Genomic DNA, 21,641 nt, shown 5'->3' with positions numbered 1-21,641 from the left:
GTTTTCTCTTTTCTCAGATAACAATCCTATTTTCATCCAATTACAGCCAGAATAGTGATTATTGTACCATTCTGGCGTGTGGATCTATATTACCAGATACATATACGCTGCAGAACAAATGGAAAATGGCCCCTGTTTGTCACAGGAGCCGTTTTCCGTTTGGGAATAAGAGATATTTATGAACGAAGTATTATCGGGAACTGGTTACTTTGTAGGGAAGAATCCGGATGGCGCATCCGAGAGATTGATCATGATGTTCTTCTTGGCTGTGTAAGCATCCAGGATTGCAAGATCTGTCTCTCTGCCGATACCGGACTTCTTGACACCGCCGAACGGTGCACCTTCCGGAATCTGGTTGTAGGTATTAACCCACATTCTGCCGGTTTCTACCTTACGGGAAACTCTGAGTGCCTTGGTGATGTCCTTTGTGAAGACACCGCCGCCCAGGCCGTATTCACTGTCATTTGCCATGGCAATGACTTCATCTTCATCATGGAACTTGATGACAACGGCCACCGGCCCGAAGATTTCTTCTCTGGCAACACGCATGTCATTTGTCACATTGGTAATCAGCGTAGGCTTGACGAAGTTGCCCTTGGCAAGATCGCCATCGTTGTTCTTCACACCGCCTGTAGCAATCGTCGCGCCTTCTTCCTTGGCAATGTCGATGTAGGAGAGGATCTTCTTGACCTGACCGGCATTGATCTGGGAACCAATCTGGGTTTCCGGATCCAGCGGATCGCCCTGCTTTACCTTATTGAACTGATCTGCCAGAGCAGCAACGAACTTATCATAGATGGTATCCTGAACGAAGATTCTGGATCCTGCGCAGCATACCTGGCCCTGGTTGAACAGGATGCCAAGCATTGCGCCATCAAGAGCCTGATCCCAGTTCATATCATCAAAGAAGATATTGGCACTCTTGCCGCCAAGTTCAAGGGTTGCCGGAATCAGCTTGTCAGCGGCTGCTTTGGCAACACTGTAGCCAACTTCGGTAGAACCTGTGAAGGCAAGCTTTCTCAGATCCGGATGATCCAGCAGGTACTGTCCTGCCTTGCTGCCCTTGCCGGAGATGACATTGATGACACCAGCCGGAACAACGTCTTTAATCAGATCCATCAGGACATTGACGGATAACGGAGTGGATGAAGATGTCTTGAACACGGTGCAGTCACCAGCTGCAAGAACCGGTGCCAGCTTCCAGGCTGCCATCAGGAACGGGAAGTTCCAGGGAACAATCTGACCAACAACACCAATCGGCTCACGCAGCTCAATGGAGAGCATGCCGCCATCCAGTACAACAGCAGATCCCTTCTGTGTTCTCACCGCACTTGCAAAGTAACGGAAGTGCTTGGCAGACAGCGGAATATCAACTGCCAGTGTCTCACGGATCGGCTTGCCATTGTCCATTGTTTCAACTCTGGCGAGAAGTTCCTTGTTTTCATCAATGATGTCAGCGATCTTGTCAAGGATCGCAGCACGTTCTGCCGGTTCCTTGTCACGCCATGCCGGGAATGCCTTCCAGGCAGCCTTGACTGCCTTGTCAACATCTTCCTTGGTAGCCTCAGCTGCCTCAGAAAGCAATTCGCCATTGGCAGGATTGTATACCTTGAAATATTCACCTGCACCCGGTTCAACGAACTGTCCGTCGATAAATAAACCATATCTGTTTTTCAATTCTGTATTCATGGAAAACCTCCTTTGTTTTCTCTTAACTACTTGGTACACTGATAGCATAAAGAGAAACTGGTCCTTTCAAAAGAACCAGTCAGTTTAAATAAAAAGGTACCAGATATGTTTGACTACAACTTTAAAACAGATCAGTTTAAATACGAAACACTCTATGAAGGCATCCGTGAAGATATCATCAATGGCCATCTCAAACCAGACCAGAAGCTGCCGGGCCGACGGGAAATGGCAGCCAATCTTCATATCAGTATTACCTCTGTCAAGAAAGCATATGAGCTGTTAACGGATGAGGGATGGCTGTATGTCAAAGAGAAAAGCGGCTATTACATCAAGAAGATCAATTACCGCATGAAACCAGTCAAACCGTTTTCCATTCCAGCCGAAGATCCAAAACAGGAAAAAGCATACGAGATTGACTTCAAGGCCAACCAGGTTTCGACAAGACTCTTCCCCTTCTCTCAATGGTCCAGATGTATGCGCAATGCCCTGAACTATCCAACTGAGACATTGAGTCAGACCGTGCCATGGCAGGGTCTTTACCAATTGCGGGCATCCATTGCAAAGTATCTCTATGAAAACCGCAGTATGGCTGTCAATCCAGCCAATATCATCATTGGTGCCGGTACAGAATATCTGTATACAAGACTGTTGATGATCCTGCCGGAAAACACTGTAATTGCGGCAGGTGATACCGGTACGCATACCTTTGCCTCCATTGCCAGGCATCTCAAGATCCGCTTTGATAAAGTGCCCCTGGAACAGCAGAACATGAGTCCTGATCAGCTTGCAAAAGATGTCACGATTGCCCAGCTGTCACCAGCCAATCTTTTTCCGATTGGCAGAGCCATGCCGGTAGACCAGCGCATTGCCTTTTTTGAATGGGTCAATGCAAAACCAGGCAGATATCTGATTGAAGATGATTATGACAGTGAATTTCGGTATGATGGCGGCTACAAGAAGACGATGTTCTCAGAAGATACCCAGAACAAAGTCATCTACATGAACACCTTTTCCAAGACCATGATTCCTTCCTTACGCATCAGCTATATGATCCTGCCGGATGATCTGTTAGAGACCTATGAAAAAAACATCGGCTTCTATGCCAATTCTGTCTCGACATTCGAGCAGTATGCTTTATCAGAATTCATGGAAGAAGGTTACTTCCAAAGACACCTGGACAGGCTGTTAACGTATTATCGAAAACACAGACAGAACATCCTTACAGCCATACGAAATGATAAAGCACTGATGCAGAAAACCAGGATTGAAGAATATGGAGCCGGCACCCATTTTCTGCTGCATATTCACACAGATAAAACAGAACAACAGCTCATTCAAAGCGCAGAACAATCTGGCATGTATCTGTCCTTCTGGCATGGCAGCCATAAAGATCATGAACAGATCTTAGTCATCAATTACGCTGCCATCCCAAATGAAAAGATCCAACAGGCATTAAAGCTGCTGGATGACGTGATAACTGTTATGTAAAAGCCACTGTCAAGGGCTAATTCTCAATTTTGGCAAAATGTCTTCTTTTACTATTTGAGGGCATGAGGAAAGAGTTCCGGATTGTAAACAGTTCGCGGTAGTTAGCCATTCTGTTATTCGTGTATCAGGGACAATTGCTCTCCCACCCCACAGGCCAATGGTTTCGCCGCCAGCTCTGCTGTCTAAAATCGTGGATCACTTAAGAATCAGTGCCATCATAGCTTAATCGCAGATAGCTGAACCGTCCAATTTATATCCGGACGACTCCTTCCTGATGCCCTCAGTTTATTCATGTGTTGCTGTGATTCATCGGTTTGATTACTATTCAAGTTATTTATACTCTCATTATTTGTGCTATATCAAGCTGCTGCCTATCATCCTTTGCAATATGTTAAGCAAGAGCAGTGTGAATATTGCCTGTCATCATGCCCCATATAAAGCACGCCAGCTCTCGTGCTACTGCAGTCGTCGCTTGGTTATGGCATTTCCGGTTGTGCAGCACAAGGCGCAGATACCTCTTGCGAAGACGTTCATTTGCTCTATCCGCATAGGCAATGATTTCAGCTGTGTTTCCTTCCTGGCGTTTCTTCAAGGCTGCGCTCTTGCCAGACGATGCCCGTGAGAAGGATTGTGCACATTCCACAAGAAGTTTGCGCAGAAACGAATTTCCCTGCTTCGTAATACCTGTCTGGTTCTGATTGTCACTGCTGCTGAGCTCCCCTGCAACCAAGCCAAGGAATGCCGCAAAGTTCTTTGCCTTGACGAATCTGGTGAAATCCCCAATCTCCACAATCAAAGCCAGAGCAGTAAGGACCTTAATCGACTTAAAGCAGGTCAGTTTATGCACTGCCTCACGGTATTTATCCTTTTCAGCGATCTCTTCAATGCGTCTGTTCAGCTGTTCCAGACGATCATTAACTGTTTCATAAGAAAGCAGGTAAGCATCCAGCGTTTCCTTATTGATCCCCTCCAGAGGAAGTTCTTTAAGCCACTTCAGGTGCTTCTTTGTCCAGTAGTTTTTGCCATCGGTATACTGATACCCATGTCTGGTTGTAAACGCACAGATCTGCTGCTTGATCACCCTTAGCTGCTTCTTATGATCCTGCTCCATACGGATGTAATCACGAACAGCTTCATCTTCTTCATCCGGTGTGTAAACTTCACTGTATTCATGGTTCTTCAATGCCTTGGCAATCGCTTCGGCATCACGCTTGTCAGTCTTTTTCCTGCGGCGTCTGTTTATCTCTGTCCCCGTAATAGAGGCAGGAGCCAGAACCTTTGCGGTAATGCCATTCTTTTCAAGATCACGCTTCAACTTGAAACCAAGGCATCCGGCTTCATACCCGGTTACGATCTTTGTATCATTTCCGAACTTTTTGCGGATTCCCTTGCAGTAGTTAACGATGTTGGCAACAGCAGGGGAATACGTATTTGTATTCACTGATACTGCGGATCCTTCAAGACAAGTAGAGAGTGTGTAGTTTGTGGTGTGTGCATCAATTCCAACGTATGCTATCATGTAAAGGCCTTCCTTTCTTGGATGAGGCAACTTCCCCATCTCTTTTTTAGCCAATAACAAGTATGCGGGATGATCCTCGAACACACAAGTTAATGGAGGGCTTTTACATATTGTCTAAAATTTTTTATTGCTGTACGGGAACAGGTACAACAACATTTTTCTCTTAACATATGCTGAATGTGAATATATGCAAGGAGAAAACGAATATGAGTAACGCAATGGAAAAAGCGATTGAAAGATTCTGCCACGAAAGAGATAACGGATTATTACTGCTTGATGCACCGACAGGATCAGGGAAAACGTATAACGTTCTGAACTTTATTTATGATCACTATGATGATAAAGAGTACCGGAATAAAAAATTCTTCTTCCTGACAACACTGAAGAAAAATCTTCCTGTCAATGATTTGAAAAGTCTTTTCGTAAAAAATGACCGTTTGATGGATTTTCAGCGTGACGTTATCATGCTGGATAACAATGCTGATGCACTGCTGAATAGTCTTCGCAAGAAAGAGAATACTATCAAAGTACCTTCATCAATTCAGCAATGGCCTGAATATCAGAATGTAATCAGCAGAGCAGATTTTATTAATAACTATCGAAGTCAATCTTGCTCCCATGATCTTTTTGAAAAATCATTGTTTGATAACGCTTTGAAACAATTCAGCAATACGGATGAGCCTAAATTCAGGCATAAGATCGAAGAACTGCTCAAATCTCGTTGGAAATCTCCCAAGCAGAGATTGCAATTGATTGAAAATAATGAAAGCTACCAGTGGATTGCAGAACTGTATCCTGCCGTTAAAACAATTGAAAAGCGAGTATTTTTCATGTCTATTGATAAGTTCTTCTTGGGTAATTCTACTTTAATAGAGCCCACTTATACCTTTTACAATCACCCGATCATCAAGGATTCTATAATCTTTATTGATGAAGTTGATTCTACAAAATCCCATTTGCTGAACCAGATTATCAGTAAAGGCATTGAGTCAAAAATTGATTATCTTGCATTATTTGATCAGCTCCATTCCGTGATCAAGACCAAAGGACTTCCAAGTGAGCTCACAGCAGAATCTAAGGCCAGTAGGAAATACCGGGATGATAGCGAGAAATATAAATCACCATCTGATATTGTCAAGGAGATCGAAAGGGTTCTGGATGAAACGTATGCGCAGTATAACATGCAGTATAGTTTTCGTCTGGAACCAGACAGCCAATCAAATGGCAGAAACTTCTTGTTCAATGACCTGAAATATCATTCTGTTTTTCAAGGAAAGAACAGCTTCATTGAAATCAACACTGATAAAAATTCCAAGCAGAACTGGCTGCGGCTTTGCAGCAAGAAAATGAGCACAAATGAAAAGAGTGTGATTGGAATGTTGAGCAGTGTAAAAGGTTCTCTGTCATATTTTGTCAATGGCTGCGGATATCTTGGCATGAATTATAAAAACTATATGGATGAAAAGAATAAATCGGGTGATGATGACTTTTCTTTTGATGAAGCTGTACAGTCTATTCTGAGTGAGTTTGTTCCTGCAAAAGATTTCAAGAATTACTTACGCGAGCAGGTGCTTTCTGGTGAAATCACAAACAGAAGGAAAAAGCAGAATACACACAGAATCCCTATGGAGCAATTGGATCAATCTGTATATGCAAAAGGATTCCGCTATTATGATTTTTTGGACGAGCCAACACATCAGATGCATTCAGAAATCAGATTATATGATTTCAATGAAACACCTGAACATGTCATGAAACAGATCTGCGAATCCGCACATGTGATTGGTATTTCTGCAACTGCTACTCTGCCTACGGTACTTAGTAATTATGATCTTGACTGGCTGAAAACTGTGCTTGGAAGCAACTATTACAAGCTTCCTGAAGAGGATCTGCAGAATATCAGAACCGAATTTGAAAATTCAAATATTGGATATCACAATGTCAACATACATGTCAATCCAATCAATGTAAACGAAGATTTCAAGCAGACATGCATTGACCTGCTTGAAGATGAAGAGGAAGGTGAAGAATTTTGTAATGAACTCGATCGAACTATAGATAAATCACATGATAAAAAAGCATTATTAAAAATCCTGACGGCAGTAAAAATGTTCATGAAGAATGATTCTTTGCATTCCTGTCTGTGTTTCAGCAATAAACTTGCAAAAGACTCTGGCGGCAAGCTTGATCGTCAGCTGATCATTAAGGCAGCTAGGATAATGAATCATCATCTTAACAAACAATATGATGTTGAAAAAATGTTTGTCATCATGAGTTCTGAAAACTTTCGTGAGAATCAAAAATTACTTTGTGAAGACTTGTCCAAAGGTGAAAAGCGTTTTGTACTGACATCCTACAGTACGCTTGGCGCTGGTCAGAATTTGCAATATGATGCGCCAAAGCGGCAGAAGCTGATCGCAGTAAATGATCATACATGGGATAATCATAAAAGAGACTTTGACAGTATTTATCTTGAGAAACCAACAAATCAAGTGGTGAACATTTATTCAGAACTATCGGATGAGAATCTGATCAGGCTGATTTATCAGATCGAATTTCTGATGGAATCCGGTGATATCTCGCAGGCAGCAGGAATTGCACTGATAAAGGAAGGTTTCCGGCACCTTCAAAGAGATGATGGTGCAATTCTTCCATCATCAAAATCAGAGGGTATCAGAACTTTAGGAAATGATCTGTATGATAATAATTCCTATAACAATTCTATTCTCCAGGTACTTATTCAGGCAGTTGGCCGGATCTGCCGTACAGGTCATAAAAATCCGGATATTCAGATCATGATTGATGAAGAATGTTTTCAGAAATGTGATTTTAGAATCATGAAGACAAGACTGATGAATCCGGAATTTCGCGCAATTGTTAATGAGAGTTTGAAATATCAGCAGCACTCAGAATCGAAAGAATACATTAAACTGAAGAATCAGGCCGATATTCTATCTGATCAATCCATGCAAGCCATCCAATCGATTTTAAAGAGCACGTGGGACAAAATATCAATTGAACAATGGAGAACGCTTAGAATGATACTGTTGAAGTATCCAACGGTCTCCTTAGAAATCATTGAACAGCATCCAGAATGGAAAAACATATACTTTAAGCTTCCCGTTAAAGCAAATAGATATTCTTATCGGCAGGAAAATGATTATCATCAAAACGATGTTTCATTTGATATGGATCTTCCTCAAAAGGTTTCACAGGAAGATATCCATTTGCAGGATGTTCTGACGATTCCTGGATTAAGAGAATATTTTGAAAAGAATCAGTTCGCTGTCGAATTTAAGAAGAATGATTATATTATGACGCCGCCCGAATTCAACAATATCTACAAAGGTGCTCTGGGAGAGGAAATCGGAAAATTTATCTTAGAGACATATCTTCATATCAAGGTAATGCCTATAGATGATCCTGCTCATTTTGAGCTCTTTGACTCTGTTTTGGACAACGGTATTTATCTTGATTTCAAATACTGGAAAGACACGATGAGAGTTGATGCCAAAGAGCAAAAGGAAAAAATCATGCAGAAACTTGATAAATGCCATGGAAGACGTGCTGTTATCATTAACATCCTTGGATATGAGGGTTCTCAAATTACACCAAGCGATGATGGAAGGATCATTGAAATTCCGTATCTCTTTGATCTTAACAAAAAAGAACTGTCCTCAAAGATGCTTTCTGAGATCATGAATGGAGGTTATCTGAAATGACATATACGATGCGCAGCAGCAAAATCCATGCTGTTTTTCAATATGATGTCATCAACAGGGATTTCTCTATTTTCATGGTGACAACATCTGAAAAGTATATTTCTTTTGGAGCAGGTTTTCTTGATTGCGGACAGAGTCTGAAAATCAGTTCCATCGCATATGATACTGGCAAAACATTCTATATTCTGACACCAGCTGGAACAGCTTCGAAATCTGAAATCATTGCTGTTTTGCGTTCCTTTGATAAAGCAAATACGCTATCCATTAAGAGCGTCTTAGCAGAGGATCTTCCTGGTCACATTCTTCTGCAGCTTCTTCTTAACAGCCTCTCCAATGCTGCAAAAGAGTGTATGCAGTATGTCAATCTGACAGGCAGATTATTATGTTATCGGCCTGAATGGATCAAGCGTGATAAAGATGGCAATATATGGGGAATGGCCGCTCTTGAGCTTAAAATCGGGAAAAATCTGGATCTGCATATGATGGCGCATTCCTTGTCTTCTATTCTTCTTAGAAAGCAGATGGATTTTCAGAATCAAAAGCTGCAGTTTCATGATTACCCTCAATATCGATTCGCATATCATTCAAGCTTGAGAAGGGCCATGAAAAATGAATTAAATGCGAAAGAAAACTTTATCATCAAGCCTGTGAAAGATAAGCGGGCACATGTTCCATTTCTTGCCTTTTCTGATTGGAATCATTATCAAACCACCAAAATTGGCATCTTATATGATGTTCTTTGTCTTGCTCAGAAAAAGCTGGGTAACTATGTCAAAATCAGTTTTGTTGAATTTCCAATAACAGACACCATTCCGGTACACAAAGAAGACCTGAAAGAATATCAGAACATCGTAAGAAACTGCATCCAGGCAAAACAGATCCACTTCGTTGATCAGGTGAAATCTGCAACATCTATTGCTTATCTGGAAGGGTTGAAAGCCAGAATAGAAGAGCAGTTTCCTGGTGTGCATGCAACAGTAGGCCAGAGGATTTGTCATCAGAAATACAATATCTGTTATATTCATGACAAGCCATACTATGAGCAGTATCAGGCATCTGATCCACATAATAGTGCTGCAAAAAAAGATGTAGTTGCCCAGCACATTACCGTTGAGAACTTTTCCCATGACACAGATGCTGCAATCATGACCGTACTGAAAGAACTGGTCATTAAAAATGATTTGCAAACAAGTGCAATTATGCTTGCAGACTGGCAATCATACGCATACAAAAACGACTGGATCTTTTGTTTAAAGCAGGATGACGATTATTATTTCATGACGATTCATTCGGATGGTACATTTGCATTTGAGAAAATGTCATTTGATCTATTCAATTACTCTGCAAATACCAGACTAATGAATTGCTTCAAGGATAAGAATGTGAAGGGTGTTATTCAGGATGATCAGGGCAATCTCAATCTGATCAGGGATACTTTGTTGTTTACACTTCCTGAATTTCAGGATATTGCAGAAATCCTGAAACTTGAAGCTGAAAAGAAATCTATTCATGGATCTGATTTGCTTTCTGCCTGCCGTCAGGTTCTTGAAGAAAGTCTTTCAAATACCGTAGAGAGTGATCTGAAAGAGTTAATCAATACGATTGATATAGATCATGAATATGATAAGAAAACTCTTCTTTCCAGCATTTCCAATCGCACACTGAAGCACAGAATCTCGGATACTCTGTATCATGACACAGGCATTTTACTGCATGCTTATCTTCGTGATCAGAGTGCAAGGGAAATGTATTTTCACGGTGTTACAGATATCAACTATGCCATGCTTGATGATGCTCATGCGTACTATTGCGTAGGAGATGTCGGAAGGGGGATGAAGAATTTGATTCAGCATGCTTCCTTGATTCGTGAAATAGAGGCAGTATCTGGTTCTCCTTTATTCTTTGATAAGCTGCTGCCACTGATGGAGGTGGAGTTTGTACGTAATGGTCAGCTCACTGTTATTCCATTTCCTTTCAAATATCTCCGCGAAAAAATAAAAACCGTTTCTCTGCAGTAAGCATGAGAACCGGCTTGTCATCATTGATCTTTCTTATCTCTGTCATCAATGAGGTTTCCCTCACCCGCATGTTTATCCATCTTTGCTTTGATGAGCTCAAACAGCACCTCGGATCCTTCTTTGGTTTTGCCCTGTCTTTGCATGACGGTGTTATAGGAAACATGATGCTCTTTCCAGTCACCGCCGCCATTGCTGTCATTAAGCAGAAGGGGCTGCAGGTTATCCATGGCATGGGCAAACTTTGCCTCGGGTGTTTTGTTGGCTTCAAACTCTTCAAATAATGTGCGCAGGGGAATCTTCTGGTCTTCTGGCAGCATCCCATAGATCCTGTCTGCTGCTCTTTCTTCCCGCTCATGCTGGGTCTTTTTGCCTTCTTCATCATAGGCATAGGTATCACCGGCATCGATTTCAACAACATCATGCAGTAAGCACATGATCATGACATGGGCGATATCCACGGGTTCATTGCTGTACTCCTGCAGCAGGTATGCCATGATGGCCATATGCCACGCATGCTCGGCATCATCTTCTCTTCTGCCATGATTGGTGAGATGTGTCTGCCGCAGAATATTCTTTTCTTTGTCCAGCTCAAGGATGAAGGCGAGCTGTTTGTTCAGCCGTTCGTTATCCATATATTCTCTCCTAATATGTGTAATGTTCCTGGATTCTTTTTCTGAGAATGGCAAAGGTTGCTTTTTCACCTTTGTTCTGTATCATAGTCAGGGCTTCTTCCAGGGCCTGTGCTGTTTGTGGATGCATGTACATTCTGTCATTTCTTGACAGATAGTACTGCAGCGGCGATGCGTCGGTATACTTTTCTTTCTGGTATACCTTGCAGGCGGCCACCCGGTCGCAGACCATCTCGACCACATAGTTGTAGGGCATCTTGATCGGCTGCCACTTTCCGTCAATCATGTCATACCAGTATTCCCAGTGGTGTCTGTTTCTGCCTTTATGGTGCAGCCAGCCAAGGGAATAGCCCTTGATCTGCTTCTCTTTCATATACGGAGACTTGTCACCCTGGAAGTACTTGACCGATACCCAGAATTCACTGGGAGAATACTTGGAAAGATCGTGGGCAAGGCCCTGGCGGTACAGGCCGCAGGCGAAGCAGTTGCGCATGACCTGATACCTGTGGCTGTCAATCGTATGCAGGTGGTGGACAAAGCGCCATGCCAGTGGTTTCTGTTGTGGATTTGTCTGCATAGATACGATTTTAAAGCAATTGCGGCCATGGTCAAGTCGGCTGTAAAAGAGTGGGAAACGATGCTAAAATAGGACGCAGGAGATTGCATATGAACCGACATGAAGAACGAGAAAAGGCGATGATCACCGTCTATGAGGATCTGCTTGCTGAGAGGGATCTGGATGAGCTGATTGAAGATACATACCAGATGAAAGTGGAAGATGTAGATCCGTATTTTGTGGATGTGATCCGCACGGCAGTGAAAAACAAGGACCGCTATGCTGGCTATATCAATGAAGTGCTCAAGGACTGGTCTTTTGATCGTCTGGGTATGATCGAAAAGGCGATTCTGCTGAATGGCTGTGCTGAGTTTGATCTCAAGCAGCTGTCTGCCGCAGTGATTATTGATGAGTCCGTGGAAATGGCACGGAAGTACTGTGACAAGGATGCCTATAAGCTGATCAACCGGGTACTGGATGTCATATGAGCGGCAGAAGGATTGTTCCGGTCAGCACCCTGGTCCATTATCTCAAGGGCCAGCTGGAAGGAAATCCCGTCCTGCACGGCGTTTTGATTGAAGGTGAAATATCCAACCTGAGAAAGCCTTACAGCGGACACTGGTACTTCTCTTTAAAAGATGACAGGGCATCCATGGCATGTGTGATGTTTTCCTCACGCAACCGCAATGTGAAGTTTGATCCCAAAAACGGTGATAAGGTCATTGTCCGTGCTGATGTAACGGTCTATGAAAGTGAAGGACGGATGCAGATGATGGTGGATGCCATGAAGCCCAGCGGCATCGGTGATCTGTATCTGCAGCTGGAAGCCTTGAAGAAGAAGCTGTCTGCTGAGGGACTGTTTCAGGATATCTATAAAAAGCCGCTGCCTTTGTATCCGATGTCGATTGGCATTGTGACTGGCAATCATACCGCTGCTCTTTCGGATGTATTGATTACATTGAAAAAGCGCTGGCCGATTGCGAAAGCTGTTGTCTATCCTGCTGCTGTGCAGGGAGAAGGGGCAGCCGTGAAGATTATTGATGCGCTGCATCAGGCAGATCAGGCACACCATGATGTGATTCTGCTTGTTAGAGGCGGGGGATCTCTGGAGGATCTCTGGTGTTTCAATGATGAAAACCTGGCCAGAACCGTGTTTGCCATGCACACACCGATTGTGACCGGCGTTGGCCATGAGATTGATACCACACTTGTTGACTATGTATCGGATCATCGTGCCAATACACCAACCGGTGCGGTAGAAGCAGCTACTCCGGATATTCATGAAGTAGAAGATCTATTGCATCAGTATCAGGACCGCATGGTTCATCAGATGCAGGTACGTCTGGACAATGCGAAGAAGCAGCTGGAACATCTTTCTGCTTCTGCTGTATTGAGCCGGCCGGAGAATCTCTATAACCAGAAACAGATGAAGCTGGATTATCTGCGGGAAAGAATTCTTGGCTATACGTCCGTCATCAAGGAAGAGCGCAATCATTTTGAACAGCTGTCTCATGCTTTATCAAAGCAGATTCATACCAAAGAGAGTCTGCTGATGCAGAAGAACATGGATTACCGCAATCGGATGATAATGGCCTGTCTTGGCCGTATTCATCAGGAACAAAGTGAGCTGCGAAATCTCGATACACGCTTAACCAGTGGTGAAAAGATTGTGCTGGAAAGAAAACGCAGTGATCTTGAGAAACAGATGCGGCTGCTGGATGCCTATTCACCTTTGAAAGTACTGGACCGCGGCTATGCGGTTGTCATGAAAGATGGCAAAGCAGTTCATACAGTTGAAGAATTATCTGCCGGTGATCAGGTGAAGATGCGCTTTGGTGCAGGCAGTGCTGAGGCAGAGATACTTGAAACAAGAAAGGAGCCTTGATATGGCAGCGAAGAAATTGACTTTTGAAGAGAGCATGGCGAGACTGGAAGAGATCGTGAATGCGCTGGAACAGAATGATGCACCTCTTGATCAGACGGTTGCCATGTTTGAGGAAGGGCTCAAACTGGTGAAGTCCTGTGATGCTTCTTTGAAGCAGTTTGAAAATAAAGTAAATGAGATTGTCAAAGAGAATGGCGGTGAGCAGGATCATGAGTGAATCGTTTTTTGATGATGTATTGAACAGCTATATGGATGCCTTGCCGGCTTCCCGTGTGCAGGAAGCGATGCGCTATTCTCTTCTTGCCGGGGGCAAGCGGATCCGTCCGAGACTGCTGTTTGCCACGGCAAAGGGATATGATGTACCTGAAAAGGATGCCACTGCCTTTGCGGCTGCACTGGAGATGATTCATACCTATTCGTTGATTCATGATGATCTGCCAGCCATGGACAATGATGATCTGCGAAGGGGCAGACCAACCTGTCATAAGCAGTTTGATGAAGCAACGGCCATTCTTGCTGGTGATGGTCTTTTGACTTATGCTTTTGAAGTAGCAGCCGGTGCCCCGGTATCGGCTGAGAAAGTACAGCGCAGCATTGCCATTCTTGCCAAGATGGCAGGTCCTGCCGGCATGGTGCTTGGCCAGTGCCTGGATACAGAAGAAACGGTGGATCAGCCGGATTGGGAAGCACTGCAGAACATTCATCACAAGAAGACAGGTTGCCTTTTGTCAGCACCGCTGATGATTGGTGCTGTACTGGCTGGTGAAAGTGAAGAGGTTGTGGCTTCCTGGCATGATCTGGGAGATGAGATGGGGCTTGCCTTCCAGATTCAGGATGACATCTTTGATGTCGAGCTGACCAGTGCACAGCTTGGCAAATCCAATTCGGATGCGCGCAATGACAAGGTTACCAGTGTGACGCTGCTTGGCATTGACAAGGCAAAAGAAGTCATGAATATGCTGTATGATGACAGCTGCAAGAGGGCTGCACAATTTAAGGGGTTTGACGCCAAGGAACTGATCACACTGATTCATTCAGTTCAAAAGCGGAACAAGTAACAATACGCATTGAACAAACTACTGGAGTAATAAATGAATCTGTACGATATAAAAAGTCCTGCTGATATCAAAGATATGTCGCTTGATGAGCTCAATGAGCTGGCGGCTCAGATCCGCCGTTTTCTGATTGAGAGCATTTCGCATACCGGCGGCCATCTGGCCAGCAATCTGGGTGTAGTGGAGTTGACCATTGCCCTGGATTATGTATTTAATACGCCGCGTGACAAGGTATTCTTTGATGTCGGCCATCAGTCCTATACCCATAAGATCCTGACCGGGCGGGCATCACAGTTTTCTACCCTGCGTCAGTACCATGGTCTTTCCGGCTTCCAGAAACGCTCGGAAAGCATCCATGATGTCTGGGAGGCAGGACACAGCTCAACATCTTTGTCCGCTGCCCTTGGCATGGCCGTTGCCCGTGATCTGGATCATGAAGACTATCAGATTGTACCGGTCATTGGCGATGGGTCGCTAGGCTCAGGCATGGCCTTTGAAGCACTCAATGAGATCGGTTATGAGAAAAAGAAGATCATCATTGTCTTCAACGACAACAACATGTCGATTTCCCGCAACGTTGGTGCCATGACTTATAACTTTGCAAGACTCAGAGCAAGTGATGGCTATAACAACTTCAAGGATTCCCTGAAGGAAAACCTGAACAGGAATGAATTCGGCCGCGGCATTTACCGTTCTTTGAAGAATATGAAGAACTCCATCAAGGAGAATATTGTCGATACCGGGATCTTCGGCCAGTTCAATCTGGAATATATGGGACCGGTGGACGGCCATAATATCCATGATCTGATTCAGGTCCTCAATGTTGCTAAGAAGTATGATGGACCGGTCGTTGTCCATGTGATCACCAAAAAGGGCAAAGGCTATCTGCCCTGTGAGAATGACCATGAGGGCAAATGGCATGGTGTGGGTCCGTTTAATCCGGATACCGGCAAGCCGCTGCATGATGTGCCGGCTGGCTATGTGCCATGGGGCAGGCTGTTTTCGGATATGGTATGTGATCTGGCGGACAGTGACGATCGCATTGTGGCCATCACACCTGCTATGATACAGGGGAGCTTTCTGCAGAAGTTCTTTGCCCGCCATCCGGAGCGTGCTTTTGACTGCGGTATTGCCGAGGAACATGCAGCGACCTTTGCGGCAGGTCTTGCCATCTCTGGCAAACGGCCTTATCTGGCTGTCTACAGTTCCTTTCTGCAGAGAGCCTATGACCAGGTGAACCACGATATCTGCCGTATGGATCTGCCGGTTGTGATTGGCATTGACCATGCCGGTCTGGTTGGTTCGGATGGAGAAACCCATCATGGCATCTTTGATATCGGTATTCTCAAATCGCTGCCGAATCTGATCTATGCCCAGGGCAAGGATGCCCCGGAGGCCAGAGCTTTGACCCATCTTGCCTTTTCACAGAACCATCCCTTTGCCATCCGCTATCCCAAGGGCGTTGTCAAAGAAGAAGCACAGCGCAAAGTACCTCCAATTGCCATTGGCAGCTGGACCACGTATCCATCCACGGATCATGACAAGGCATGGGTATTGACCTATGGGCCAAGTGTGGATGTCATTTCGGAAAAGCTGAAGGTGAATCAGATTCCGGTGACGGTTGTCAACTGCCGCTTCTTCAAGCCAATGGATGAAGACATGCTGCAAAAGATTGCAAACAGCCATCTGCCGGTATTGATCTATGAGACGGATATGAAATCCGGAGGTCTTGGTGAGAGCATCATTGCCTGGTTTGCGGATCATCATCTGGATGTGAAAACGGAAGAGATGGGGATTGGCGATGTCTATGTGCCACAGGGTGCAGAGACAAGGCTGCGCCATGATCTTGGCATTGATCTGAATGCACTGCTGGACAGACTGAACACACTTTTATGATTAAAAACCTCTATATTCAAAACTTTGTTCTCATTGATGAGCTGAATCTGGATTTCACTTCCGGCTTCAGTGCCTTTACTGGTGAAACCGGTGCTGGTAAGTCGATTCTGATTGATGCGATCTCACTGCTGAAAGCAGAGCGTGCCAGTGCTTCGCTGGTCATGAAAGGCAAAGAGAAGGCAATTGTGGAAGGCACGTTTGATCTAAGCCATGACGAACATGCCTGCCGCGTGCTGCAGGAAGCCGGCTTTGACAGCGATCATGATGTGACATTTACACGTGATATTGCCGCAAATGGCAAAAGCACTGCCCGCATTGACCACCGTATCGTAACATTAGCCTTGTTAAAGGATGTGCTGGCAAATGAGATCGATATTCATGGCCAGCGTGACAACGCCTATCTGCTCAATACGAGTCTGCATATTCATCTGCTGGATCGTTTCCTCCAGGATGATGCGCAGCTGCAGGAAGTCATGCAGGCATGGGATGCCTGGAAAGCGCTGGAAACTGAAAAAGAGCAGGCTTTATCAGATACCTACAATGAGAATGATCTTGAATATTTCCGCTATGAGATTCAGGAGATTGAAGAGGCGGATCTGAAAGAGGGAGAAGAGGAAGAGCTGGAGGCAAAGGAAAAGCAGTACCATGCCATCCAGGATTCCTTTGAGAAGCTGAACCAGATTTTCACACTGTATGATGACAGCGTTTCAAACAATCTTTATGACATGCGTAAGTGGATCAGCGCTCTGCCTGGTGATGATCAGCATCTGGATGAGATCCAGAACCAGTTTTCGGATGCGTATTACAGCATGACGGATGCTTTGGAGTCTCTGCGCCAGATGAAGGATGAGATGGACATGTCTGAGGATGACATCAATGCCATGGAGGAGCGTCTGTTTACGATACAGAAGCTCAAGCGCAAATACGGCCATGACATCCCTGCCATTCTTGCAAAGAAGGATGAGCTGCAGAAACAGGTGGACCGCTTTGAGCACAGACAGGAATTCCTGGAAGAGATCAATGCAAAGATCAGGAAAGCAAAGCAGGCCTACGACAAAGAGGATCATATTTTGCATGATATCCGTCTCAAGGGTATCCCGCATCTTAATGCACAGGTCAATGCCAGACTGAAGGAGCTGATGCTGCCAAATGCACGCTTCCAGGTGGAGATGATCACAGGTGCACCCACTAACATTGGCAGCGACCATGTGCAGTTCATGGTTGCCATGAATGCCGGTGAGGATCTCAAGCCGCTTGCCAAGACGGCATCCGGTGGTGAACTTGCGCGTTTGATGCTGGGCCTGAAGGTCATTTTTACACACCTGCAGGGCATTGAAACAGTGATCTTTGATGAGATTGATACTGGTGTATCCGGCAAGGTAGCAGGCAGTATCGGCAAAGAGATGAAAGCATTGTCAAATGACTGCCAGGTATTTGCTGTGACCCATCTTGCCCCGGTAGCTGCCTGGGCAGATCGTCAGTACCTTGTTGCCAAGCATGTGAAGAATGATGTGACACGTACGACGGTATCTTTGCTGGATGAAGCACAGCGCATTGATCAGCTTGCATTGATTGCCAGCGGTTCCCTGAGTGATGCATCGCGGCAGGCCGCAAAGGAGCTGCTGGAAAGGAGCCATGCATAAATGGCTCATGTATATTTTCATGTTGATCTGAATGCCTTCTTCATCAATGCTGAGATTCTGCTGGATCCCAGCATCAAAGGCAAACCGGCTGCTGTCAGCGGCAATACAAGGCGCAGTGTGGTATCAACGGCATCCTATGAGGCAAGAGCCTATGGTGTCCACTCTGCCATGCCTATCCAGGAAGCGATCAAGCTGTGCCCGGATCTGCTGGTGCTGCCGGGGCATTATGCCTTCTATGAACAGTTATCATCTCAGTTTATGTCCATTGTGCGCAGCTATACAGATGAAGTAGAGCAGGCCAGTATTGATGAATGCTACGTGGACATGACAGAACCGATCTCTCATTTCCAGCATCCTCTGGATCTGGCTGTGCAGCTGCAGCAGAGAATCTTAAAGGAAACAGGACTGCCTTGTTCGATTGGTGTTGCGCCAAATATGTTTCTGGCCAAGATGGCATCGGATATGAAAAAGCCAATGGGAATTACGGTATTGCGCATCCGGGATGTTGAGCAGAAGATGTGGCCATTGCCGATTGGTGATATGCGCGGGGTTGGCAAGAAGACAGAACCATTGTTAAAAGAGCTTGGTATTATAACCATTGGTGATCTTGCCAGATATCCCAATAAGAATGCGCTGGTGCCGATCTTTGGCAGGAATACGGATGCCATGCTGGCAAGGACGCATGGCTATGATGACCGTACGATCGTCAAGGCATGGGATGCCAGATCCATGGGTGTTTCCGAGACCATGCTGGAAGATGTGACAGACTATGATGAGATCAGAGGTTTGTTCCGTTCTTTGAGCAGAAGGCTGTCGCAGCGGATGAAGGAAGAACGCAAGCTTGGCACGAGTGTTTCGATCCGGATCAAGTACTTTGATTTCCGCAACGCAGACCGTTCGATGAAGATTGCCAAGCCGATCTGGAAGAGTGAGGATATCTTCCACTATGCTATGACGCTGTTTGATGCCAACTGGGATTCTCAGCCGGTACGTCTGGTTGGTATTTCTCTTTCCGATCTGAAACGTGCGGATGAGATGGTATCCCAGCTGGATCTGTTTAATCAGGATGCGGCCAATAAGGAAGCAACCAGTGCGATCCTGTATGATCTGAACAAGATGGCCAACAGTCCGCATCTGTTTGTGCGGGCAAGTGATCTTTTGAAGGATAAGGCAGATGGAACTCACTGAGGCATTGCAGGAGTATCTGAGCAATCAGATGATCAATGAAGGCAAAAGCATGCATACGGTGACTTCCTACAAAGAAGATTTAAAGCAGTATCTTGCCTTTGTGAAAGAAGAGGGGATCGCAGATACAACCGAGATCACCTACAGCACTATTGATGACTTTATGAATGAGCAGGCTGAAAGCAAAGCATCCTCGTCTTTGACACGGATGGCAGCTTCCATTCATTCTTTTCATCACTATCTTGCCTTCATGCATAATGAGAAAGATCCCAGCCTCAACCTGCAGGTGCACCGCAATGAGAAACGTCTGCCCATCTATTGCAGCAAAGAAGAAATTGACCGTCTGATGGGATCCTTTGATGATACAATGCCATCACAGCTCGCTGATCATGCCATGCTGGAAATGATCTATGCCTGCGGTTTGAGAATTTCCGAAGCCGTCAATATGGAAGTTAACCGGGTGGATCTGGAAAGTGAAAAGGTAAGAGTATTAGGCAAAGGCAACAAAGAGCGGATTGTACCAATTGCCTCTGGTTCCTGTGCGATATTGAAGAAGTATTTTACAACGGTGCGGCCATTGTTTGTCAAAGGAAGTTCGCCATACTTCTTTATCAATCACTTTGGCAGGCCGTATAATGCAAGATATATCCAGCGCTTACTGCATCAGAAGTGTCTGGAGCTTGGCTTTACGAAGCATATTACGCCGCACAAGCTGCGCCACAGCTATGCGACTCATATGATGATGGGCGGTGCGGACCTCAGAAGCATCCAGGAGATGCTTGGCCATGCGGACTTAGCGACAACAGAGATCTACACGCATGTGCAGAACAAGCAGATTTTTGATGCCTATCAGAAATTTCATCCAGGTGAGCTGGATCAGCAGATTGATATTGATGTGACAAAGCTGCACAATAACAATAAGACGAAACACAACCACTGATAAAGTGAGGAGGGATGACGATGAAAAAAGCTGCTGTGCTGTTTCCAGGTATTGGCTATACCAATGACAGGCCGCTGCTGTATTATGCCGGCAAACTGGCAAGAAAAGAGGGGTATGACCTTCTGAAGGTCCAATACAGCCAGGATCCTAAAAGCGTGAAAGGATCGCCTGAAAAGATGCAGGATACACTGAAAGAATGCCTTCATCAGGCATCTATCCAGCTGGAAGAAAACAATCTCGCTCAGTATGACCGACTGTTGTTTATCTCTAAATCCATTGGTTCCTTCATTGCCATTCAGGCTGCTACAATGACATCTGCCTGCGTTGATCAGATCCTGTATACGCCGTTTCCTCAAGCTTTGGATCTATTCAAAGATAATCAGGAACTGATTGGCAGATGTATTGCATTTAATGGCACAAATGACAGCTGGATTGATGTAAACGAAATTAAGACAGCAGCGAAAAAAGCAGATATTGATCTGCATCTGATCCAGGATGGCAACCACTCACTGGAAACCGGAAATCTTGAAACAGATCTGGATAACCTCAAGAAGATCATGATGACAACAAAGGCATTCATCGAGGATTTGAAATGAATAAAAAAACACTACAGGAAATTCTGGCATATCTGCCGGGCTTACAGGACCACGCTGACAAGTTTGCATACTATGGTGAACCGGCAGATGCATTCTATGATGAATATGATGCGGAGGATGAACATGGCAATCATCTGGTGATCTCACAGGAATGCAATGAGATGTGTGAGACGATCGGTGCTGATCTGCAAAATGGAGAGTCCTGGGAAGACTGGTTCAGCCAGCAAAACAAGCAGCCGGAAAATCTGCAGGAAGATTTCAAACCAGAAGATATGGATGAACAAGCGATCCGTGCAGCATTGTTATATCTTATTGACAGTCTGTCATTCAATGATGATCTGATTGATGCCTTGAAATCAGGATACTTCACAAGACTGATCGAACAGCTCAGCAGGATCCCGGCAGAAGAAGAAATCAATTAAGATAACATTACCAAGAATATTTCCATAATCAGAAATGACGCATAATGGAGGAACTCAATAACTGTCTACTTGATTTAAAGGATAGAATAGGTACTTGAGTCCTGCATAAAGGAAATGCTAGTGGTTGCCGTAAGGCCATCACTGGCAGGAACCCCACGTCATTCAGACGTTACAGTTCACGGCTTAACCGTTAAGCAATAAATTTGAATTCAAGCACTGGATTCCGGTGCTTGTTTTTTTGACTTAAACATAGTCTCTATAAATTTACAAATATTAGCTATTTTCTATTGACATCATAGTGATATAGTGTATAATATATATGACTAGGAGGTAATTATGTCTGCTATCGTTTATCAGAAGAACAAGAAAACCGGAATTACTTATGCGTATGAAAGCAC

General features: G+C 44.7%; 17 protein-coding genes. 13 read left to right on the top strand and 4 right to left on the bottom strand.

The features are described from left to right. Nucleotides 1-204: 204 nt before the first annotated feature. The gene (locus SOI44_RS07640; RefSeq protein ID WP_331348617.1) at nt 205-1,689 is read right to left on the bottom strand and encodes an aldehyde dehydrogenase family protein; all 1,485 of its coding nucleotides are present in this window, start codon (nt 1,687-1,689) and stop codon (nt 205-207) included. A 105-nt stretch (nt 1,690-1,794) separates the two neighbouring features. On the opposite strand from SOI44_RS07640, the gene pdxR reads away from it, so the two are divergent. Beyond that, the gene (gene pdxR, locus SOI44_RS07635) at nt 1,795-3,177 is read left to right on the top strand and encodes a MocR-like pyridoxine biosynthesis transcription factor PdxR (protein ID WP_331348616.1); all 1,383 of its coding nucleotides are present in this window, start codon (nt 1,795-1,797) and stop codon (nt 3,175-3,177) included. A 391-nt stretch (nt 3,178-3,568) separates the two neighbouring features. Here pdxR and SOI44_RS07630 read toward each other — a convergent pair whose 3' ends face one another. Continuing rightward, a complete protein-coding gene (locus tag SOI44_RS07630) occupies nt 3,569-4,696 on the bottom strand; it encodes an IS110 family transposase (protein WP_331348615.1) in 1,128 nt (375 codons plus the stop codon). 206 nt (nt 4,697-4,902) lie between these two features. Between SOI44_RS07630 and SOI44_RS07625 the strand changes: the two genes are divergently transcribed. Continuing rightward, complete coding sequence (locus SOI44_RS07625) at nt 4,903-8,418, top strand: hypothetical protein (protein WP_331348614.1); 3,516 nt, start codon at nt 4,903-4,905, stop codon at nt 8,416-8,418. Further along, entirely contained in the window at nt 8,415-10,436 is a 2,022-nt protein-coding gene (locus SOI44_RS07620) for a hypothetical protein (protein WP_331348613.1), read from the top strand. Before SOI44_RS07625 ends, SOI44_RS07620 begins: the two co-directional genes overlap by 4 nt. Before the next feature lie 20 nt (nt 10,437-10,456). Here the strand turns inward: SOI44_RS07620 and SOI44_RS07615 are convergent, their stop codons facing one another. Both SOI44_RS07615 and SOI44_RS07610 read right to left on the bottom strand, forming a co-directional pair. After that, nucleotides 10,457-11,068 carry an HD domain-containing protein gene (locus tag SOI44_RS07615; RefSeq protein ID WP_331348612.1) on the bottom strand — a complete coding sequence of 204 codons (612 nt, stop codon included), beginning with the start codon at nt 11,066-11,068 and terminating at the stop codon, nt 10,457-10,459. A gap of 10 nt (nt 11,069-11,078) precedes the next feature. After that, the gene (locus tag SOI44_RS07610) at nt 11,079-11,642 is read right to left on the bottom strand and encodes a DUF5662 family protein (protein WP_331348611.1); all 564 of its coding nucleotides are present in this window, start codon (nt 11,640-11,642) and stop codon (nt 11,079-11,081) included. An 89-nt stretch (nt 11,643-11,731) separates the two neighbouring features. Between SOI44_RS07610 and SOI44_RS07605 the strand changes: the two genes are divergently transcribed. Genes SOI44_RS07605 through SOI44_RS07560 form a run of 10 tightly spaced genes read left to right on the top strand, consistent with a single transcriptional unit; the run spans nt 11,732 to nt 21,243 of the window. Next, nucleotides 11,732-12,109 (top strand): transcription antitermination protein NusB, encoded by a 378-nt coding sequence (locus tag SOI44_RS07605; RefSeq protein ID WP_331348610.1) that lies wholly within the window; start codon nt 11,732-11,734, stop codon nt 12,107-12,109. Continuing rightward, nucleotides 12,106-13,506 carry an exodeoxyribonuclease VII large subunit gene (gene xseA, locus SOI44_RS07600; RefSeq protein WP_331348609.1) on the top strand — a complete coding sequence of 467 codons (1,401 nt, stop codon included), beginning with the start codon at nt 12,106-12,108 and terminating at the stop codon, nt 13,504-13,506. Before SOI44_RS07605 ends, xseA begins: the two co-directional genes overlap by 4 nt. A gap of 1 nt (nt 13,507) precedes the next feature. Continuing rightward, a complete protein-coding gene (xseB, locus tag SOI44_RS07595) occupies nt 13,508-13,723 on the top strand; it encodes an exodeoxyribonuclease VII small subunit (RefSeq protein WP_331348608.1) in 216 nt (71 codons plus the stop codon). Continuing rightward, nucleotides 13,716-14,564 carry a polyprenyl synthetase family protein gene (locus SOI44_RS07590; protein WP_331348607.1) on the top strand — a complete coding sequence of 283 codons (849 nt, stop codon included), beginning with the start codon at nt 13,716-13,718 and terminating at the stop codon, nt 14,562-14,564. Before xseB ends, SOI44_RS07590 begins: the two co-directional genes overlap by 8 nt. Before the next feature lie 33 nt (nt 14,565-14,597). Continuing rightward, the gene (dxs, locus tag SOI44_RS07585; RefSeq protein ID WP_331348606.1) at nt 14,598-16,457 is read left to right on the top strand and encodes a 1-deoxy-D-xylulose-5-phosphate synthase; all 1,860 of its coding nucleotides are present in this window, start codon (nt 14,598-14,600) and stop codon (nt 16,455-16,457) included. Then, nucleotides 16,454-18,100: a DNA repair protein RecN gene (gene recN / locus SOI44_RS07580; protein ID WP_331348605.1), complete on the top strand. Its 1,647-nt coding sequence runs from the start codon at nt 16,454-16,456 to the stop codon at nt 18,098-18,100. Before dxs ends, recN begins: the two co-directional genes overlap by 4 nt. Next, nucleotides 18,101-19,288 carry a DNA polymerase IV gene (locus SOI44_RS07575; protein WP_331348604.1) on the top strand — a complete coding sequence of 396 codons (1,188 nt, stop codon included), beginning with the start codon at nt 18,101-18,103 and terminating at the stop codon, nt 19,286-19,288. Further along, nucleotides 19,275-20,225 (top strand): tyrosine-type recombinase/integrase, encoded by a 951-nt coding sequence (locus SOI44_RS07570; RefSeq protein ID WP_331348603.1) that lies wholly within the window; start codon nt 19,275-19,277, stop codon nt 20,223-20,225. The genes SOI44_RS07575 and SOI44_RS07570 overlap by 14 nt, the downstream gene beginning before the upstream one ends. Nucleotides 20,226-20,245: 20 nt before the next feature. Further along, the gene (locus SOI44_RS07565) at nt 20,246-20,821 is read left to right on the top strand and encodes an alpha/beta family hydrolase (protein WP_331348602.1); all 576 of its coding nucleotides are present in this window, start codon (nt 20,246-20,248) and stop codon (nt 20,819-20,821) included. Next, a complete protein-coding gene (locus SOI44_RS07560) occupies nt 20,818-21,243 on the top strand; it encodes a hypothetical protein (protein ID WP_331348601.1) in 426 nt (141 codons plus the stop codon). The genes SOI44_RS07565 and SOI44_RS07560 overlap by 4 nt, the downstream gene beginning before the upstream one ends. Nucleotides 21,244-21,641: the final 398 nt, after the last annotated feature.

This window comes from Lactimicrobium sp. (assembly GCF_036453465.1).
Lineage (GTDB): Bacteria > Bacillota_I > Bacilli_A > Erysipelotrichales > Erysipelotrichaceae > Bulleidia.
This window is presented reverse-complemented; position numbering and strand designations above follow the sequence as displayed.

What these genes read in the sequence shown, in the direction of transcription:
- SOI44_RS07560 (WP_331348601.1), top strand. Translation starts at nt 20,818, where the DNA reads ATGAATAAAAAAACACTACAGGAAATTCTGGCATATCTGCCGGGCTTA.
- SOI44_RS07590 (WP_331348607.1), top strand. Translation starts at nt 13,716, where the DNA reads ATGAGTGAATCGTTTTTTGATGATGTATTGAACAGCTATATGGATGCC.
- SOI44_RS07570 (WP_331348603.1), top strand. Translation starts at nt 19,275, where the DNA reads ATGGAACTCACTGAGGCATTGCAGGAGTATCTGAGCAATCAGATGATC.
- SOI44_RS07640 (WP_331348617.1), bottom strand. Translation starts at nt 1,689, where the DNA reads ATGAATACAGAATTGAAAAACAGATATGGTTTATTTATCGACGGACAG.
- SOI44_RS07620 (WP_331348613.1), top strand. Translation starts at nt 8,415, where the DNA reads ATGACATATACGATGCGCAGCAGCAAAATCCATGCTGTTTTTCAATAT.
- SOI44_RS07565 (WP_331348602.1), top strand. Translation starts at nt 20,246, where the DNA reads ATGAAAAAAGCTGCTGTGCTGTTTCCAGGTATTGGCTATACCAATGAC.
- dxs (WP_331348606.1), top strand. Translation starts at nt 14,598, where the DNA reads ATGAATCTGTACGATATAAAAAGTCCTGCTGATATCAAAGATATGTCG.
- SOI44_RS07630 (WP_331348615.1), bottom strand. Translation starts at nt 4,696, where the DNA reads ATGATAGCATACGTTGGAATTGATGCACACACCACAAACTACACACTC.
- SOI44_RS07625 (WP_331348614.1), top strand. Translation starts at nt 4,903, where the DNA reads ATGAGTAACGCAATGGAAAAAGCGATTGAAAGATTCTGCCACGAAAGA.
- SOI44_RS07615 (WP_331348612.1), bottom strand. Translation starts at nt 11,068, where the DNA reads ATGGATAACGAACGGCTGAACAAACAGCTCGCCTTCATCCTTGAGCTG.
- SOI44_RS07610 (WP_331348611.1), bottom strand. Translation starts at nt 11,642, where the DNA reads ATGCAGACAAATCCACAACAGAAACCACTGGCATGGCGCTTTGTCCAC.
- SOI44_RS07605 (WP_331348610.1), top strand. Translation starts at nt 11,732, where the DNA reads ATGAACCGACATGAAGAACGAGAAAAGGCGATGATCACCGTCTATGAG.
- xseA (WP_331348609.1), top strand. Translation starts at nt 12,106, where the DNA reads ATGAGCGGCAGAAGGATTGTTCCGGTCAGCACCCTGGTCCATTATCTC.
- pdxR (WP_331348616.1), top strand. Translation starts at nt 1,795, where the DNA reads ATGTTTGACTACAACTTTAAAACAGATCAGTTTAAATACGAAACACTC.
- recN (WP_331348605.1), top strand. Translation starts at nt 16,454, where the DNA reads ATGATTAAAAACCTCTATATTCAAAACTTTGTTCTCATTGATGAGCTG.
- xseB (WP_331348608.1), top strand. Translation starts at nt 13,508, where the DNA reads ATGGCAGCGAAGAAATTGACTTTTGAAGAGAGCATGGCGAGACTGGAA.
- SOI44_RS07575 (WP_331348604.1), top strand. Translation starts at nt 18,101, where the DNA reads ATGGCTCATGTATATTTTCATGTTGATCTGAATGCCTTCTTCATCAAT.